Origin of the sequence: Pseudomonas sp. MPC6 (assembly GCF_006094435.1) — a bacterium.
Classification (GTDB): Bacteria; Pseudomonadota; Gammaproteobacteria; order Pseudomonadales; family Pseudomonadaceae; genus Aquipseudomonas.
This window is the reverse complement of the sequence record NZ_CP034783.1, coordinates 2,576,244-2,593,992: the sequence shown is the minus strand read 5'-3', so window position 1 is coordinate 2,593,992 and position 17,749 is coordinate 2,576,244. Positions and strand designations below refer to the sequence as shown.

General features: G+C 62.8%; 13 protein-coding genes and 1 pseudogene. 5 read left to right on the top strand and 9 right to left on the bottom strand.

The genetic code is table 11. The features are described from left to right. Positions 1 to 9 precede the first annotated feature (9 nt). The 4 genes and pseudogenes from ELQ88_RS14185 to ELQ88_RS14170 form a co-directional block, all read right to left on the bottom strand. Positions 10 to 1,962: a cytochrome D1 domain-containing protein gene (locus ELQ88_RS14185; RefSeq protein ID WP_138965796.1), complete on the bottom strand. Its 1,953-nt coding sequence runs from the start codon at positions 1,960 to 1,962 to the stop codon at positions 10 to 12. A 110-nt stretch (positions 1,963 to 2,072) separates the two neighbouring features. Next, positions 2,073 to 2,195: pseudogene (locus ELQ88_RS34665) on the bottom strand (outer membrane lipoprotein carrier protein LolA); the annotation flags it as partial. Between the two features lie 20 nt (positions 2,196 to 2,215). After that, positions 2,216 to 8,032, bottom strand: coding sequence for a manganese-oxidizing multicopper oxidase MnxG (gene mnxG, locus ELQ88_RS14175; protein WP_138965792.1), 5,817 nt, complete (start codon positions 8,030 to 8,032; stop codon positions 2,216 to 2,218). A gap of 206 nt (positions 8,033 to 8,238) precedes the next feature. Next, a complete protein-coding gene (locus ELQ88_RS14170) occupies positions 8,239 to 8,847 on the bottom strand; it encodes a lytic transglycosylase domain-containing protein (protein ID WP_128870077.1) in 609 nt (202 codons plus the stop codon). A gap of 194 nt (positions 8,848 to 9,041) precedes the next feature. On the opposite strand from ELQ88_RS14170, the gene gspG reads away from it, so the two are divergent. From gspG to ELQ88_RS34660, 3 genes are read left to right on the top strand one after another with little or no spacing between them, the layout of a single operon-like run. Then, the gene (gspG, locus tag ELQ88_RS14165; RefSeq protein ID WP_128870076.1) at positions 9,042 to 9,476 is read left to right on the top strand and encodes a type II secretion system major pseudopilin GspG; all 435 of its coding nucleotides are present in this window, start codon (positions 9,042 to 9,044) and stop codon (positions 9,474 to 9,476) included. A 12-nt stretch (positions 9,477 to 9,488) separates the two neighbouring features. Continuing rightward, positions 9,489 to 10,676: a type II secretion system F family protein gene (locus tag ELQ88_RS14160; protein ID WP_128870075.1), complete on the top strand. Its 1,188-nt coding sequence runs from the start codon at positions 9,489 to 9,491 to the stop codon at positions 10,674 to 10,676. Positions 10,677 to 10,704: 28 nt separating this feature from the next. Further along, entirely contained in the window at positions 10,705 to 11,196 is a 492-nt protein-coding gene (locus ELQ88_RS34660; RefSeq protein WP_228761613.1) for a hypothetical protein, read from the top strand. A gap of 142 nt (positions 11,197 to 11,338) precedes the next feature. On the opposite strand, the gene ELQ88_RS14150 is transcribed toward ELQ88_RS34660, so the two are convergent. Then, entirely contained in the window at positions 11,339 to 12,235 is an 897-nt protein-coding gene (locus ELQ88_RS14150; protein ID WP_138965790.1) for a LysR family transcriptional regulator, read from the bottom strand. A 123-nt stretch (positions 12,236 to 12,358) separates the two neighbouring features. Here ELQ88_RS14150 and ELQ88_RS34310 point away from each other — a divergent pair, with 123 nt between their 5' ends. Beyond that, positions 12,359 to 12,703, top strand: coding sequence for a hypothetical protein (locus ELQ88_RS34310; protein WP_178084694.1), 345 nt, complete (start codon positions 12,359 to 12,361; stop codon positions 12,701 to 12,703). On the opposite strand, the gene ycaC is transcribed toward ELQ88_RS34310, so the two are convergent. From ycaC to ELQ88_RS14130, 4 genes are all read right to left on the bottom strand, one after another. Then, complete coding sequence (ycaC, locus tag ELQ88_RS14145; RefSeq protein ID WP_138965788.1) at positions 12,679 to 13,305, bottom strand: isochorismate family cysteine hydrolase YcaC; 627 nt, start codon at positions 13,303 to 13,305, stop codon at positions 12,679 to 12,681. The two genes, ELQ88_RS34310 and ycaC, sit on opposite strands and share 25 nt — an antisense overlap. A 68-nt stretch (positions 13,306 to 13,373) precedes the next feature. Next, positions 13,374 to 15,212, bottom strand: coding sequence for an amidohydrolase (locus ELQ88_RS14140; RefSeq protein WP_138965786.1), 1,839 nt, complete (start codon positions 15,210 to 15,212; stop codon positions 13,374 to 13,376). Further along, positions 15,209 to 15,799 (bottom strand): antibiotic biosynthesis monooxygenase, encoded by a 591-nt coding sequence (locus tag ELQ88_RS14135; RefSeq protein WP_138965784.1) that lies wholly within the window; start codon positions 15,797 to 15,799, stop codon positions 15,209 to 15,211. Before ELQ88_RS14135 ends, ELQ88_RS14140 begins: the two co-directional genes overlap by 4 nt. 200 nt (positions 15,800 to 15,999) lie before the next feature. Beyond that, the gene (locus ELQ88_RS14130) at positions 16,000 to 16,920 is read right to left on the bottom strand and encodes a LysR family transcriptional regulator (protein ID WP_138965782.1); all 921 of its coding nucleotides are present in this window, start codon (positions 16,918 to 16,920) and stop codon (positions 16,000 to 16,002) included. 159 nt (positions 16,921 to 17,079) lie between these two features. Between ELQ88_RS14130 and ELQ88_RS14125 the strand changes: the two genes are divergently transcribed. Continuing rightward, complete coding sequence (locus tag ELQ88_RS14125) at positions 17,080 to 17,493, top strand: AraC family transcriptional regulator (protein ID WP_138965780.1); 414 nt, start codon at positions 17,080 to 17,082, stop codon at positions 17,491 to 17,493. Positions 17,494 to 17,749 lie beyond the last annotated feature (256 nt).

Here is a 17,749-nt window from a genome sequence, read left to right as displayed (position 1 = left end):
AGTTTCCTCTTAGTGGGTATCGCCGGGCAGGACCCGAACGCTGGCAAATGTCTTGTCGTCGAAACTCGCGCCGAGGGAGGCTGCGCGCACATGCAGGTACCAGGCGCCGTTCTGGTCGAGGGTTACCGGCGCTTCATAAATCCCGTCACCCACCTCCAGGGCAGCGACTTCCTGGGCGCGGGACGTCGGGGCGCGGAAGTAGCGCACCTGGACGTCTTTCACGCCACTGCGCTGGGCCTTCTGTTTGCCCTGGACGATGCGAAAGCGCACGACGTAAGGGCTGCCGAGAGCGGCCGTGGTTTTGTCGAGCATGAACTCCACTTTCGGCAGGCCCGGGTGCTGGACAAGGGTTTTGTCCTCCTCGACCGACGCCGTGAAGCAATGGATGATGTTCGGCTGGTTGAGCAGGAAAGCCACGTCAAACCTCCCGGCGCCTGGCAGCTTGATCCGCGAGCTGTACAGTCCCGGCTCGACTTCGCGCAGGCTTCGGTCGATGACCAGTGCCGCACGGGCCACCTGGCCGCGATTGGGGTAACCGGACATCGGCGTGTTCATGCCTTCAGCGTAGAAGTAAGTGGTGTTGTCCACCGGGTTGACCACGAATACTGCGTTGTCGTCCCGCGACACCGCCAGGCTCGACGCCAGCGGCAAGTCACCGGCCAGGCGTGGCGCTTGCGGCCCTGCTTCGAAACCCTGGCTGATCGGCTTGCGGCCTTCACCCAGAGACGACAGGTTGATCATCGTCACCTTGGCCGAGGCCAGTCCGCGGATGTAGGCGTAGGCCTTGGTGAACACCACTTGATAGGGTTCGGCGGACACGTCCAGTTCATGGATCAATGCATCGGTGGCGGCGTCGATGACCGCGGCCTGGTTCTCCAGGGTATTGAGCACGATGCCGAAACGTCCGTCGGCGCTGAAGCCCATCGGGCCCAGCCCCTGTTTGATCTTGATCACCCGGCGCACCGCCAGGCTGGCGCTATCGACCACCGTCACGGTGCCGTCCTCGCCATCGCTGACATACACCGCCTGGGACAGCGACGAGTATGCGGCCGATAACGGGTGCGAACCGGTCTTCAATTGTTTGCTGATGGTCAGGCTGGCAATGTCGATGATGCTGAGCGTGCCGTCGTCGCGGTTGGTGACGAAGGCATGACGGCTGTCCTTGCTGAACGTGATTTCGTGATGCCCGGCACCGGTGGGCAGGTGTTTGAGCACCTTGAGGCTCTGGGTGTCGATCACCGTGACCCCGGAGTCCTCGGCAGCCTTTGCGTTGTTGCCGACCCACAGCAGGCGTTCGTCCGGCTGCAACGCCAACCGCACCGGGTTGCTGCCGGCGGCTACCGAGTCGAGCAACTTGAATTGCTCGCTGTCGATCACCGCCACCTCCCCGGCAGTGGGCATCGACACGAACACGCGTTTGTTGTCCCGGGGCGTCACCCAGTCCATCGGCGGTTGCTTGATATCGATCCGCGCCATGGTGCTGGTGATCCCGCCCACCGATACCGAAGGGTCGACCACCGAGACGCTGGCATCGCGGTTCATCACCAGCAGGAAGTAGCTGTTGAGGTCGAGCAGCGGCCGTGCGCCGATGCTCGATTTCAGGAACACCCCGACCCGGGATTTGCAGCTTTGCTCACGCCCCTGGGCCTCGTCGGCGGCGATGGTTTCCGGGTCGAGCCAGGCACCGGGAGCGACGCCCGACAGTGGCTGGCCCGAGGCGCTGTCGGTGACCCGAAAGCGCACGTCGGCGAACTCACCCTCGCGCAGCACACCGCTTCCGGCCAGCGGCTTCAGCTCATATGCCACCGTCACCCCGTCACGCACCAGGGTGTTTTTGCTCCAGGTCTTCGGCACCGCCACTTCGCTGAGCAACACCGGCTGCCACGCGCGCCATACGCCCAGCCAGATCAGCGCCAACCCGACAAGCAGCGCCCAAACGGCGACTATGATGGTCCTGTTCATATTGTTCTCCCCTTACAGATCTGTGCCTGTCTAATCGCCCTTGTAGGAGCGAGCTTGCTCGCGAAAAGCCTGAGAACACCGCGGCGTGTCAGGTGTGCCGCGTTATCGTTGACGACCATCCCTGTAGGAGCGAGCTTGCTCGCGAAAAGCCTGAGAACGCCGCGGGGTTTCAGGTTGCCCGCTTTATCGTTGGCGTCCATCGCGAGCAAGCTCGCTCCTACAAAGGGGGACATTTGCCCCCCTCCCATCGCTCCTACGGTGCCGGTGCCGGTTCGGGCTCGTTGGTTACCCGCAGCAATCCCCAAAGCCCGGCGGTGTTGCCGTAGGCGCCGTAGTCACGGAACAGGTAGTCGCCCGGTATCGCATTGCTGCCCCCGGCGCTCGGGTGCATGAAGCTGAAGTGCGCCGCCGGCAGGATGCTTTCCCGTGCGCCGATGTACATCGACATCGGGTTAAAGCCGAACCGCACCGAACCCACCCCTGGTGTACTCATCGGGTAACCGCCGGTATCGCTCTTCTCCGACTGGAACGGGTTGACCGACCAGACGTGACCGTCAAGCTGGAAGGTCGTACCGCGGCTGCCACCGGTGGGCATCATGATGTGGGTGCGGAACGGTTGCCCCGGCTTCACATACAGTACTGGCGTTTGCGGATCGCCTCCCACCAGTGCGTTGCTGTAGGCCATGTGCGCATTGGGCACGTCACCGTAACCATGGCCATCGGCATGCCCGAAGGGCGCATCCGGTGCCAGCCCGAAGCGGAACCACAGCGGCTCGGCTTTGTAGTTGATGGCCATGCTCGAGTTGTCCTGCGGATCGGTCGGCACACCCAGGCCTTCGGCGGCAATGCCTTCCACCGGCCGGCCGTCGGCCCAGCGGATGTTCAAGGCTTTCTGCCAGACCATCGCAAAGTCGCGGTAGGTGGTTTGCCCCGGTGCGGTGACCGTGGCCGTCACTTTGCGCGCATCGTCAACCCAGGTCGCCCCGATCGGCAGGATGCTCATCGCCCCGCCCAGGCCTTTCTGCGGCTGTTTGATGACGTCCGCCGGGGTGAAATTCAACCCGCCGAACTCCACCGCCGTGGCGTTGATGTTGTCGACATTACGGCCCAGTTGCGTGATCGGCTTGCCTTCACGTTCCAGGTGCCCGGCGTAGTACTTATAGGTACGCGTCGGGTACGCGCCGACTGTGCCCACCCGTGGCGGCACGGTCTGGATCGGGTTGGCGCCGACGTTGGTGCCGTCGGACTTGGTGATGTCATACGCCAGCAGTTGCGCGTGCAGGCCAACGTGGCTGGACGGCCGCATCAGGTTGTTGCTGAAGGTGGTCGCGCCCAGGCCGCTGTTGCGATCGCGCTTGACCATGCCTTGCATCACTGCAGTCTGGGTCAGGTCCGGCATGATCAGTGGCAGACGGTTTTCCAGGGTGATGTTGATGCAATCACCGGCCGCCGCGCGCAGTACCAGCGGTTCGACAGGTATGCCAGGCTTGAGCTTGCCGGTGATCGGATCTAGGTCGCCCTTGCGCACATACAGGATCGCCGTCGGGTCATGCAGTGGCCCGCTTTGCCCGCCGATGGTGAAGGTCTCACCGTCTTCAGGGTCGGTTACGGTAACCTGCGGAATGCTCACCGTCCGTGAGTTGAACACCAGGGTGCCGCCCGCCGGATTCAACGGCCCGCCGACATGTTGCCCGAGCCCGGCCGGATCGCCGATCGCCAGGTTCAGCGGATTGCGCAGAATGTCGTTGGCCAGCGCCGCGACCACTTCATAGTTGCGTTGCACGGTCGGCCGGGTACCGATGCCATTCGGGTTGGCGCCGTACCGTGGGCAGATGCCATCGAACGCAACCGTATTGCGCATACCCGTCGGTTTCGCGTTGTTCGGCACCGCGAACAGATCGCTGCGCTGGGCCGTGTAGTTGCGCATCACGCCCCAGATCCCGCTCCAGTAGCCTTCCAGGGAGGCGTCCATCGAGTACAGGTAATCCCCGGTGGTCGCGGCCGAGCTGGACATCATCGACACCGGCGCATTGAAGCCCAGCTGCTCGGAGATCCCGACCATCTGCGACGAGCGCCAGCCCGAGTTGGAGCTGTTGCCGAACCCGGACCCGCTCTGCAGCCATTTCACGCCGTGCAGGGTCACGTTGTGCTCTTCTTCGTGACCGCCGGCATGTACCCGCAGCCGCACGTTGTCACCGGTGTAGGTGCGCAGCATCGGGGTGAACGGGTCGCCCGGCTCCGCGCCGCCACGGTTGATGTGCGGCGGGAACAGCGTGGTGCCGCCGGTGGGGCCGGTGGCCGCAGTGACCAGGTTCGGCGCCAGGTTCATTGCCGGGATCGCACGGTCGGTACGGCTTTGCATGGCATACGCCAGGTCGCCGCCGAGGCCGTCGGCCTGCATGCCGCGCTTGCCGTCCGGGCCGACCTTGTTCGGGTCATATACCCGCAGGGCCAGCGGTTCGTTGCGGTAATTGACCACGAACATGCCCGGGTCATCGACCGAGATCGCTTGCGGGCATGGGCGGCTTGGGCAACCGGGTACCTGCCCGCCTTGCACTTCGACGATCCCTTCCAGCAGGTTGCTGGCGTTATTGCGCACCGGCGGGTTGATTGCGTAGCGGAAGCTGTCGGCGGTGGCCGGGAAGGCTTGCGGGTTAGGCACGCCGTTGGGGCCGGCACCGACATACACACCGGCTTCATAGGCATGCTGGAAGTCGCTGTACTCAAGGAAGAACTCACGGAAGCTGTCGTTCTTGCCGTCGCCGTCCAGGTCGCCGGTAGACACCACCGCCTGCCACGAAGTCGGTCCGCCGTCCTGCCGCGCGCCGCTGTACAACGGCTCGCCGGTTTCGGCGTGGAACCAGGTGGAGCCGGCAGGTTCGGCCAGCACGGTGGCGTACAGACCAATCTGTTGGTGAGTCGATGGGCCTAAGTGGTCGTGGGTAAAAATGGTCCCCAGGCCACGGTCGACACCTTTGGCGTTGACCACCGGGTCGACGAACCAGCGCTGCATCGCCGTGCGCGCGCCGACCCAGTCGGCCCGGCCGTATTGGCCAAAGAACGGGTGCGCCTTGGCTTTTGGACAGGCCGGCGTGCCGTCACGCGGGTCGGTGCCTGTGCACTGGTTGAACTCGCGAATGGCGTGGATGCGTTCTTGCACGGCACCTGGGGAAAGCACGCCGTCCTCGTAGTTCCAGCCGTTGGCCGAACCGTCGGCCGCTGTCAGGTCCCATTTCGGCAGGTGAATGTGTTGGCCGATCACGTCGGTCGGCGTGCGCACCTGATAGTCGTCCATCTCATAGGTGGCCGGCACCAGGTTGGTTTGCTGGTACTGCACGCAGTCGAAAGTGTTCATGCGCATCACCAGCGGCTCTGGTGGGCGCTGCTTGGTGATCACCGGCCAGGCGTCTTCCCATAGCGCCAGGATGCGCGCTTGCGGGAAGTGGTAGCCGACCTTGTTGTACACCGCGTCGAACTGGATGTTCGCGGCTTTATAGACCCGTGGACGGTCGGCGGTGAAGGTCGAGGAACCGGTGTAGGACATGCCGTCAACCCGTTCACCGCTATTGAACTCGCCGGTGCCGGCGCTGCTGGTCAGGCGTTTTTGCCGGTCATCCATGCACGGTTCGTAATACGGAGCGCCCGCGATCGGTAACGCGCCGTTGGTGCGGAAATTGCGCGCCACCACCTGATTGCCCGGCAGCACGGCAAAGCTTGGGTGGTCTTTTTTGGCGTGGAACGCCATGGCCGCCTGTTCGACTTCGGTGCCCTCTTCCGGCATGTAGATGGGTTTGGCCCGGGTCACTTCCTTGGAGAAATCCAGGGAGGTGGTAATGGTGTGCGCCTCGCCACCGGCGGAGAAGCCATCCAGGGAATGGCGCCCCAGGCCGCCGTCCCAGCCGCCGGACTGAGCCGGGTCGAGGTTGGTCCACAACGCATTGCCGCTGGTTTTCAAGGACTGAGCCTTGGCTGCGTCGAGCATGTCCAGTGGCGGGGTTGGTGGGCGTTGGCCGACTGAGGTTTCCATGCCGCCGATCCAGAACGGATAGCCAGGGTTTTTCAGGCTGCCGTCGGCATTGCGGTTGGCTTCACTGCGATCGACCAGGGCCAGGGAACCGATGGCCTGGGCGCCGCCGCTGCCGCCGTGGTGTTCGCCATCGTCATCCTCCTCGTCATCATCGCCACCGGCCACCAGGGTTTCGCCGATTTTCGGCACCACCGCGACCTTGCCCGGCATCGGTGCCATGGCTTTGCCCGGCAGCGGCACTACCGCGGGGATCGGGGTCCCGGCAACGATCTCGCCATCGGGCAAGGCCCGAGCGCCAGCCGCCGGTTTGCCGCTGCGCAATGCATAAGGTTCGCTGTGGAAACCGTCGCTGCCTTGTTGGGATACTTCGAGTCTGGTGCCTTCTTCAAACACATCGTGCACCCGCCACATGCTCCACATGCCTTGGGCAAAGTGTGGATAGAAGTGGCAGTGATAGATCGCATCGCCCGCTACGCGATTGCGGTTGCCCGAACCACCGTTGGCGATTTCATAGGTGTAGCCGGCACCCGGGCCGATGCCCTGGGCGTCCACATAATCGGAGTTGTCGTCGTTGGGGTTGAACAACCACTGGTGCCCGTGCAGGTGGAAAATATGCTGCTCGTGACCGTTGTGGGTGTTGCGGAATTTTACGAAGTCACCGATGTAGCTGTGGTTGACGTTCGACGGTTCGGACGGGTACAGCGCCATGGTCGCCTTGACCCCGATCTGATCGGCGTTCGGTACCTGCCCCGGGAGAATGCCTTCCAGGCCGGTGTTGGCCGGTACGTCCACCAGCATCGCCACGTCGCCGACGGTGTGGGAGCTGAGGAAGAACTCTTCGTAGGCGCAGGACAGGCAGTCGTGCATCGGCCCGACGCCCAGACGGTTGGCCACCACCTCGGCCCCCATGCCGCCGGAGCCGTAGTTGATCATGAACGAGTCGCGGGTCGGCTCCAGCACGTGGGCCATCACCGGGTCAGCCCAATACGCGGGGAACGCCTGGGTCGCGGCGGTTTCATCCTGGAACTGCGAAGCAAAATCGCGGAACGGCTCCAGGCGATTGGGGATCGCCGGGTTGCGTTTGCCGAGGGCTTCCAGCGGGTAGGTCGAAGGCGGGAAGCTGCCATCGGCGTTGCTGCCCATCACGATCGCGTCGCTCTCGCTGGAGATGATTTCGTTGCCGTCGACCATATTGATGATCGGCGTGCCGGCCTTGCCTTCACGGATCCACGGCTCGCGCTGCGGGTAACGCGCCTGATAGTCGACGATCGGCTGGCCGGCCGGGGTGCGGCCGGCGCTGGCCAGGCGCATTTCTTCTTCGGTCACGGTGTTGCGATAAGTGCGGCCACCCTTGGGCACCACCACCACCTGGCCGAACAGACCGTTGGCCACGTTGCCCGCATCCCCTTCGCCACCGAAGGTCGCGCCGCGGTTGCTGGCGGCGAATGCGCCTTCGCGCTCGGCGTACAGGGTGTAGGAACGGCTGGCACCCGGGGCGATCAAGGTATTGGCGTTGCGCCCGGTATAGGACGCAATGTCATCGATACTATTGACCGCCTGCATGCCGTTGACCTGGAAGCCGACGTGTCGATCCTTGACCTGCTCGTCGACCTTGAAGTTGACCTCGTTACCGATTTCAACCTCGCCCTCTACTCCTTCACCGTCTTCGTGGGAACCGGGGTTGGCCTGATAAGCCAGCAGGTTCTGCAGGTTGATGGTCAGGCAGTCACCCGCCGCGACCCGCAGCACCAATGGCCGCGGACGCTTGTCCGGTCGCAGCGAGACTTTGCCCGGCACCGCCGAGCCGCCCTGGGCCAGGGACCGGTCATGGTCGTCGACCACGTCGCGGCGCAGGGCGAACATCATGCCGTTGACGTTCTGCGCGCCAAGGCGGTTGAACATCAGTGGCTGATCCAGGGCCACGACGTTGGCCACCAGATTGCGTTCACAGCGCAACGCCGCTTCGGCCACCCCGATGCCGAGCATCGGCGCCACCAACAGCAGCAATTTGAAAAGGGACTGAGCGTTGGGTATGCCGGTCATGATCACGGGCCTCGCTGTGGGTGCTCACAGGGAATAATTCTCGACAAGTCCCTTGGAGCAATCCGCATGCCATAAATATTATTGTTGTTTATCAATCAGTTACAGATAGCATTTGCTAAGCCGGGGGATATTCCCCACCCATTCCCCCTTTTACGGGTCGGGACTTCTTGCCCCATTGTTGGGGAAACTTGTCCCACAGCTGCCGATCACAACGGTGCATCCACGGCCAGGCCCTGCAAGCGTCGGTACTGGCGCAACACGCTGGGCACATAACGCTGGGTTTCGGCGAACGGCGGGATCACCCCGCCACGGCTGAGCACCGCTTGCGGCCCGGCGTTGTAGGCCGCTACGGCGAGGCTGATGTCATTGCCGAAGAGGGTCATCAGGCGCTTGAGATAACGGGCGCCGCCCTGGATGTTGGCCTTGGGGTCGTAGACGTCGATCACGCCCATTTCCCGGGCGGTGTCGGGCATCAGTTGCATCAGCCCGCCGGCGCCCTTGGGTGAGGTCGCGCCGGCGTTGTAGCTGGACTCGGTCTGGATCACGGCATGCAACAGCGCCGCCGGCAGTTGATTGGCCGCCGCCGCCGCAGACACCAGCTCGGCATAGGGTTGCCGGGCAATCATCTGCGGTTGCCCGCCAGTGCTGGCCTGGGCGGATTCAGGCTCATGAATCACCCGCTCGTAGGTGCGACCGGGACGGTAGACATTGGACAGCACGTAGCTGCCCTTGGCGTCCACGGACACGAACACATCGGCCTGTACGACACCGGTCTGCAGCAGCAGCCCGAGCAGTCCCATGGTGAGTGTTTTCATTGCTCTGCCTCCCTGACCGGCCCCGAAAAATGGGGCTAATGCCCCAATGGCCGGTCGTACACCTGCTGTACGCAAGCACTGTGCCGACTCGGCCAAGGCCCGTGATCCGGGGCTTGCAGCGGGGTATCCGGGCGTGAGCATGGCAATTGCATAAGCCGTCATGGCGACCCTTTTGCCCACTGTGTGAGGTCATCATGAATCAGCGTCTGTGTAGTACCCCGCGAACGCAAAGCGGGTTCACCCTGCTCGAACTGTTGGTGGTGCTGGTCGTGCTCGGGCTGTTGGCCGGCATCGTCGCGCCGAAGTATTTCGCCCAGCTGGGGCGTTCCGAAGTGAAGGTGGCCAAGGCGCAAATCGAGGGCCTGGGCAAGGCCCTGGATCTGTACCGGCTGGAGGTCGGTCATTACCCGTCGACCGAACAGGGCTTGCAGGCGCTGATCACCGCGCCGAGCGATGAGACCCGCTGGACCGGTCCTTATTTGCAGAAAAAGCTGCCGCAGGATCCCTGGGGCCACAACTACACCTACCGCCACCCCGGCGAAAACGGCGAGTACGACCTGCTGTCCATGGGCAAGGACGGCCAACCCGGCGGCGAAGGCGAAAACGCCGAAATCACCAGCTGGCAATGACGAGGGACGAACATGCGCTTTCACCTCAAGGCCGTGGGCAAGGCGGGTGTGGTCTCGATGACAGTCGAAGCCCCCGGCCACAGCGAAGCCCGGCGTATCGTCGAAGACCAGGGCTTGCGGGTGGTGAGCCTGCACGTCGAGCGGCATTGGCGGGCGTTGCGCTTGCACAAGCGCGAGACGTTCAACCTGGTGTTGTTCAGCCAGGAACTGACCACCTTGCTCAACGCCGGCCTGCCGTTGATCGATGCGCTGGAAAGCCTGGCGGAAAAAGAAAATGCGCCCCAGGCCCGCAAGACCTTGAGCGAACTGGTGCGCCTGCTGTATGAAGGCAAGTCGTTCTCCCAGGCCCTCGGGCAATTGTCGGCGGTATTCCCGCCGCTCTATGTCGCGCTGGTGCAATCGAGTGAAAAAACCGGCGCCGTGGGCGATGCCCTCGGCCGCTATGTCAGCTATCGCCAGCGCATGGACGAGGTTCGACAGAAGATCGTCAGCGCGTCGATCTACCCCTTGCTGTTGCTGGTGGTGGGCGGCGGCGTGGTGTTGTTCCTGATGGGCTACGTGGTGCCGCGTTTCAGCCTGGTGTTCGAAGGCCTGGGCTCGAACCTGCCGTGGCTGTCGCAGGTCCTGATGAGCGGCGGGATGTTCCTGCACGCGCACCAGGGTGAATTCTTCGGTGCCTTGGCGGCGATCATCGTCGCCCTCGCCTTCCTCCAGCGCCAACCGGCCTTTCGCCGAGGCCTGGACAGGGTCATTGAGAAACTCCCGGCGGTCCATCAACGCATCTTCATGTACGAACTGGCGCGCTTTTACCGCTCCCTGGGCATCCTGCTGCAAGGCGGCATCCCCCTCGTCACGGCCATGGGCATGGTCCGCGGCCTGCTGACCGTCGCCTCCCGCGCCCGCCTGGACCAGGCCTGCGAACGGGTGCGCGAAGGGCAATCGCTGTCGGCCGCGCTGGAACTCAATCACCTGGTGACACCGGTATCCCTGCGCCTGCTGCGCGCCGGCGAACAGTCCGGCAACCTCGGGCAGATGATGGAACGCAGCGCCGACTTCTACGACGAAGAAATCAGCCGCTGGATCGAATGGTTCGTGCGGCTGTTCGAACCCCTGCTCATGACCTTCATCGGCTTGCTGATCGGGGTCATCGTGATCCTGATGTACATCCCGATTTTCGAATTGGCCTCGAGCATTCACTGATACACCCGACAACAAGACGGAGATCGATATGCACATGAAAAGGCTGTTGCTGGCGGTGGCGATTGGCGCGGTTCTGTCTGCGTCCGCCGTATTGATGCCGGACGGGTTGTCCGGTGTATCGAGTGCTCAGGCCAAGGATGGTGGCGGTGGTGGTGGAGGCGGTGGCGGCGGTAGTGGTGGCGGCGGTGGCGGCGGTAGTGGCGGCGGTGGCGGCAGTCATGGAGGTGGAAGCAGTGGAAGCGGCAATGGTGGTGGTCACGGGGGCAGCGGCAGTGGCGGCAATAGCGGCAGCGGTCACAGTGGCGGCGATCACAGCGGCAGCGACCATGGCTCGGGGCATTCAGGCAACTCCGCCTCATCCTCCGGTCGCAGTGGCACCCATGATCAACCGGGTGACGACCATGGGGTACATCGCGCCGGCGAAGTCGGCGATGACCACGGTGTGCATCGTGCCGGCGAAGTCGGCGACGATCACGGTGTGCATGTCGGTGGCGAGCCAGGCGACGACAAAAGGTCCTGACACACACTCATCACATCAGCCCCGCAGTAGCCTGTGGGAGTCCGGCTTGCCGGCGAAAGCGCAGTGTCAGACTACATCAATGCCGGATGACACTCCGCCTTCGCCGGCAAGCCGGTCTCCCACATTGAAAATGTGCTTCGATCTATAAAATCTCCTCAGCCCGATCCAGCCGCTCGCGCAAGAACTCGATCAACGCCCGCACCGGCCTCGACCCTTGACGATGCTGCGGATACACCGCCGATAACGTCAGCGGCTCCGGCCGAAAACCGTCCAGCACCGGCACCAGCCGCCCATCCTTCAATGCCGCGCCGACAATGAACGTCGGCAGGTAAGTAATCCCCATCCCGGCAATCGCCGCATCCTTGAGCAATTCACCGTTGTTGACCCGCATCCGCCCGGTGACGTTGACCGCCAGCGGCTTGCCCTGCCCTGCGAATCGCCATTGCACTTGACGACCATGGCCATACGGCAGGCAGTCATGATTGTGCAAGTCTTCGGGCTTGAGCGGCGTGCCGCGCTCGGCCAGGTACGCCGGGCTGGCGCAATACACGCGCTGGATGGAGGCGATGCGTCGGGCGATCAGCGTCGAATCTTCCAGATTGCCGATGCGCAGGGCCAGATCGTAGCCCTCGCTGAGCAGGTCCACTGGCCTGTCGCTCAAGTCGACTTCCACCGTGACGTCGCGATATCGCTGCAAGAACAGCGGCAGCAGACAGCCCAGGTGCGCCAGTGCGAATGACAACGGCGCACTCACGCGTATGGTGCCCCGCGGCTCTGTGGTCTGGCCGGCGATACCCTGCTCGACCTGCTCCACTTCACCGAGCAGGCGCAAGGCCGACTCGTAGTAACTCTGCCCCAGGGGCGTGACGTCCAGGCGCCGGGTAGACCGGTTGAGCAAACGCACGCCCAGGCGCTCTTCGAGCTGCATCAGCCGCCGGCTGACGAATTGCTTGGACAGGCCCAATTGATCGGCCGCTGCCGTGAAGCTGCCCGAGTCCATGACCTGGCAAAAAATACGCATGTCTTCGAAAGGGTTCATTGTCACGTCCTGGTTGACAGTCATGCCCTTTATAGCCGCTTTTTCCCTTTCCAGCATCCTATTAATCTGTGTCACAAAGCACACTTCACCTGATAAGCAACCCTCTTGCCGCCGGAGTCTCCCATGTCCTTCCTGCTTGCTCACCTGCAGTCCTGGAGCACCCTGCTGCTGGTGATCGATGCCTTGCTCTGGCAACCTCGCCCCGTTCAAACATCTGCAGGCGGTGCGGCAGCAGAACAGCCGGTTGGCATTGTTGGCCAAGCCGGTGCCGATCAAGAAAGCGGGGTTTTTGGGGTGGCTGCACAAGCGTTGAATGGCGGGTGCATACATCCCCCTGTAGGAGCTGGCTTGCCAGCGAAGGCGGTGGGTCAGTTAATACATGTGTCGACTGACCCACCGCCTTCGCTGGCAAGCCAGCTCCTACAAGGGTGTGCGTTGACTTCTTATCTGGAGGTCAGCACCGAGTAGCTGTTCATCAAGTTGCGGTAGTTGGGAATGCGTGGCGACAGCAAATTCGCCAGGCCTTCCATGTCGTTGCGCCAGTCGCCTTGCAGTTCACACGCCACCGAGAACCAGTTCACCAGTTGTGCACCGGCCGCCGTCATGCGCGCCCAGGCTGCCTGTTGCACGGTTTCGTTGAAGGTGCCGGAAGCGTCGGTGACCACGAACACTTCAAAACCTTCGGCCAGCGCCGACAAGGTCGGGAAGGTCACGCACACATCAGTCACCACACCGGCGATGATCAGCTGTTTGCGGCCAGTGGCTTTCACGGCGTTGACGAAATCTTCGTTGTCCCAGGCGTTGATCTGGCCTGGACGCGGAATGTACGGCGCGTCCGGAAACTGCTCCTTCAACTCGGGCACGATCGGGCCGTTCGGGCCGTTTTCGAAGCTTGTGGTGAGGATGGTCGGCAGCTTGAAGAATTTGGCCACGTCGCCCAGGGCCAGCACGTTGTTCTTGAATTCATTCGGCGAAAAATCCTGGACCAGCGAAATCAGGCCGGTCTGGTGATCGACCAACAGCACAACGGCGTCGTCTTTGTTCAGGCGTTTGTAGGGAACGTTGCTCATGGAAAACTCCTCGGTGGATGGTTGTCGCTTGGAACGCCGGTCCAGCGGGCCGGCGTTTTTGGTATGGGTCAGAAGGCAAAACACGAGCAGCCAAAGGCGCCCCAGAAACCGGCGAAATCGCTGACCGGCGCGTTGGACAACCGCGCCCGTTCATGGCTGTGGGAGTGCACTGCGCACGGCCCGCTGCAATGGTGAACCTGCGCCTGCATCGGCGAAGTCGGACGCCAGTGGCCCGGCACCTTGACCACCGGCGACCAGTCCGGTAGTACCGGCACACTGGCGGGGCCCAGTTTTTCGAAATCACCGGCGGCGTACACCACTTTGCCGCCGACCACGGTCAACACTGACTCGATCCATTTGATCGCTTCTTCATCGACACTGAAAAAGTCCGCACTCAGGGCGGCCAGGTCAGCCAGCTGGCCGACCTTGATCATGCCTTTCTTGCCCTGCTCGGAAGAGAACCAGGCACTGCCGTGGGTGAACAACTCCAATGCGGTCTGGCGGGAAAGTCCTTCACTGTGGAGTTCCAGGCCACCGACGGTGCGGCCACTGACCATCCAGTACAACGAGGTCCAGGGGTTGTAGCTGGACACTCGCGTGGCGTCGGTGCCGGCGCCAACCGGTACCCCTTCTGCCAGCATGCGCTTGATCGGTGGCGTAGCTTCGGCGGCCTTGGCGCCGTAGCGCTCGACGAAGTATTCACCCTGGAACGCCATGCGATCCTGAATGGCGATGCCGCCACCCAACGCCCTCACCCGCTCGATGTTTTTCGGGGCGATGGTTTCGGCGTGGTCGAAAAACCACGGCAAGCCATTGAACGGGATGTCGCGATTGACCTTCTCGAACACGTCGAGCATGCGGCTGATGGATTCGTCGTAGGTGGCATGCAAGCGGAATGGCCAGCGCTGCTCGACCAAATGGCGAACCACCGGTTCCAGCTCGTCTTCCATGGTCTGTGGCAGGTCCGGACGCGGTTCGAGGAAGTCTTCGAAATCCGCCGCCGAGAACACCAGCATCTCCCCGGCGCCGTTGTGGCGCAGGTAATCGTCACCCTGGTGCAACGTGACGCTGCTGGTCCAGTTCTTGAAGTCGGTCAGTTCTTCCTTGGGCTTCTGGGTGAACAGGTTGTAGGCGATGCGAATGGTCAGTAGCTGATCCTTGGCCAACTGTTCGATCACCTGATAATCGTCCGGATAGTTCTGGAAACCACCGCCGGCATCGATGGCGCTGGTCAGGCCCAGGCGGTTGAGCTCGCGCATGAACTGGCGGGTCGAGTTGACCTGATATTCCAGCGGCAGCTTCGGGCCCTTGGCCAGGGTCGAGTACAGAATCATCGCGTTGGGCCGCGCCACCAGCATGCCGGTCGGCTCGCCGTTGGCATCGCGCACAATCTCGCCACCCGGCGGGTTCGGCGTATTTCGGGTGTAACCGGCCACGCGCAGCGCTGCGCGGTTGAGCAAGGCGCGATCGTACAGATGCAGCACGAACACCGGCGTGTCGGGCGCCGCCTGGTTGAGTTCTTCCAGGGTCGGCATACGCTTTTCGGCGAACTGGAATTCGTTCCAGCCACCGACCACGCGCACCCACTGCGGTGTCGGCGTCCGGTCGGCCTGATCCTTGAGCATGCGCAGGGCATCGACCACCGACGGCACGCCTTCCCAGCGCAGTTCGAGGTTGTAGTTCAGGCCGCCGCGGATCAGGTGCAGGTGCGAGTCGTTGAGGCCGGGGATGACGCAGCGGCCCTTGAGGTCGACAACCTGGGTAGCCGAGCTGCGCAGCGCCATGGCTTCGGCGTCGGTGCCGACCGCGACGAAGCGGCCGTCGCGGATGGCCACGGCGCTGGCACGCGGATTTTCCCGGTCAACGGTATGAAATTGGCCATTGAATAAAATCAGATCGGCGCTCATCGCGTTTCCTTAGGCTGAGTGGAAGAGGAAAGCCAGGGCGCGAACAGGCGCGTCGCCATCGGCATGAACAGGTACACCACCGACACCACAATGGTCAGGGTGATCAGAAACGTCGCGACCACGTAGTGGGAGAGGAAGGCGTTGAGCTGCAACAGCGGTCCCCAGAGCAGTGGCACCAGCAAGGTGTGCGGCAGAATCACCAACAGCGTCACCACCGCCTGCTTCCACCGAGGCGGTGGTGGACCTGCATCGGCCTGGGGGGCGAACCAGAACTCGTTGACCGGGTTGACCTCGGTCTGGTCGCCGTCCGCCAGCATCGGCGTGGCTTGCTCGACCAGGGTCTGGCGTTGCGGCGAATCGAGCCAGCGCTGCATCGCTTCGGTGGAGCAGAAGCGCAGCACGCAGGTGTACAGGTCGAGGCCGGCGTTCTTGCCGCGCATCACATCCACCCCCAGATGCCCTTCCTGTTGCCCGGCAATGCTGACGATGTTGCGCAACCAGGCTTCGTAAGGCACCTCGAACCCGGCCTTGACCCGGTGTTTGATGACCAGGGTCACGACTTCTTCGAAACGATTGACTTCAGGCATGACGCAAGGCTCCGCGGTAACGAAGATTGAATGCCAGCCGCCCCGGGCCGGCGGTAAGGATGCGGGGCTTTGCAGCCTCCCGTCGCGAAACGTTCATAGACTACCTTGCACAAATCAAAAATCACCGGCGTCAAGGCGCCGGAACCGGGTTTGATAGTGCCGGGGTGAAGGCGGAGAAAATTGGATGTACGTGCTCTTTTTCAGATCGGGATGTTCAGCGGCTCGGACATGAACTGACCGATCCGCGCCCGCAACCACCGTTCCGCCGGATCATTGTCATGCACCCCGCTCCACGCCATCGACAGCTGCGCCGCCTCTATCGGAAAGGGTGGATCCTCGGTGCGCAACGCACACCCCTCGACCAACGCACACGCCGCATAATCAGGCACCGTCGCAATCATCTCCGTCCCGGCCAGCAGCGCCCGCAACCCACTGAACTGCGGCACTCCCAATACCACCCGTCGACTGCGCCCGATCTTCGCCAGGTCTAGATCGATGTTGCCGCTCAGATCCCCTGAAAACGACACCATCGCATGGGGCCGCTCACAGTATTCGTCCAGGGTCAGCGACCCCGGTCGCTTGTCACCGCGCAACACCTTGCATGGAATGTCGCGCAACGTCTTGCGCTTGGCATTGGCCGGCAGATCCGTGGTGTAACTGACCCCCACCGAGATCTCCCCTGACGCCAGCAACGCTGGCATCAACAGATAGTTGGCCCGACGCACCACAACAATGATCCCCGGCGCCTCCTCCCGCAGTTGCGTCAACAACGGCGGGAACAAGCCAAACTCGGCATCGTCCGAAAGCCCGATGCGAAACACATCGCAGCTGGTCGCCGGATCGAATTCCTTGGCCCGGCTGACCGCCCCGGAAATGGTGTCCATCGCCGGCTGCAGTTCCTTGAGAATCGCCAGCGCGCGCGCCGTCGGTTCCATCCCGCGGCCGTTGCGCAGCAACAGCGGATCGTCGAACAAATCGCGTAATCGCCCCAGCGCCGCGCTCACCGCCGGTTGGCCCATGAACAGCTTTTCCGCCACACGGGTCAGGTTCTTTTCAAACATCAAGGCCTCGAAAATCACCAGCAGGTTCATGTCGACGCGGCGCAGATCGTTACGGTTCATCAGCAAGAGTCCCTTATGTGTTCAGCCAGGCGCGGGGGCTGAAGATTGTGTCTGACTTTGCTCGAGACTGCCCGTCACAAACGAAGAATTAACAACGATTAACTCGCTTGCCAGAGCGCCCGGGACCAAGAATGGATCTCTCCAACACGGACATTTGCCATGGCTCACTGTCAGCAAAGCGCTGCTCGCGCGCCAGTCAATGAAACGAAGAAAACCACCGGTGGCCTCACCCAATGGCGCGTGCGCCTGGTCAAGCAGCTGATCCTCGACCGTCTCGGTGAACCGCTGGAAGTCACCGAACTGGCCCAGGCCTGTGCGCTCTCGCGCAGTCATTTCTCCCGCGCGTTCAAGTGCAGCACCGGCCTCTCGCCCCAGGACTGGATTCGTCACCAGCGCATTGCGCGGGCCAAGCAGCTGATTCGCAACACTGACTTGACGCTGACGCAAATCAGCCTGGAATGCGGCTTCTGCGATCAGGCGCACTTCTGCCATATCTTCACCCGCAGCGAGGGCATCAACCCGTTTGCCTGGCGCTGCCAGACCCTGCGAGCCCTCCCCCGCACCCTCCAGTAGTCGCCAGGCTTGCCGTGGCCCCTGTAGGAGCGAGCTCGCTCGCGATGGACGTTAACGATAACGCGTTCCTTCTGAATGAACGCGTTGCCTTTGAGTCCATCGCGAGCGAGCTCGCTCCTACAAGGTTGGGCATTGACCATTGTTCATCGGTACGCAGCTGATCCGCGTCCCGATGCAGTGGCTCATGCGCTACGCCAGTCGCGCCACGATCTTTGGCATGCTCTTGACGCATCAGCCCTGATAGGAGAGTTTTGGG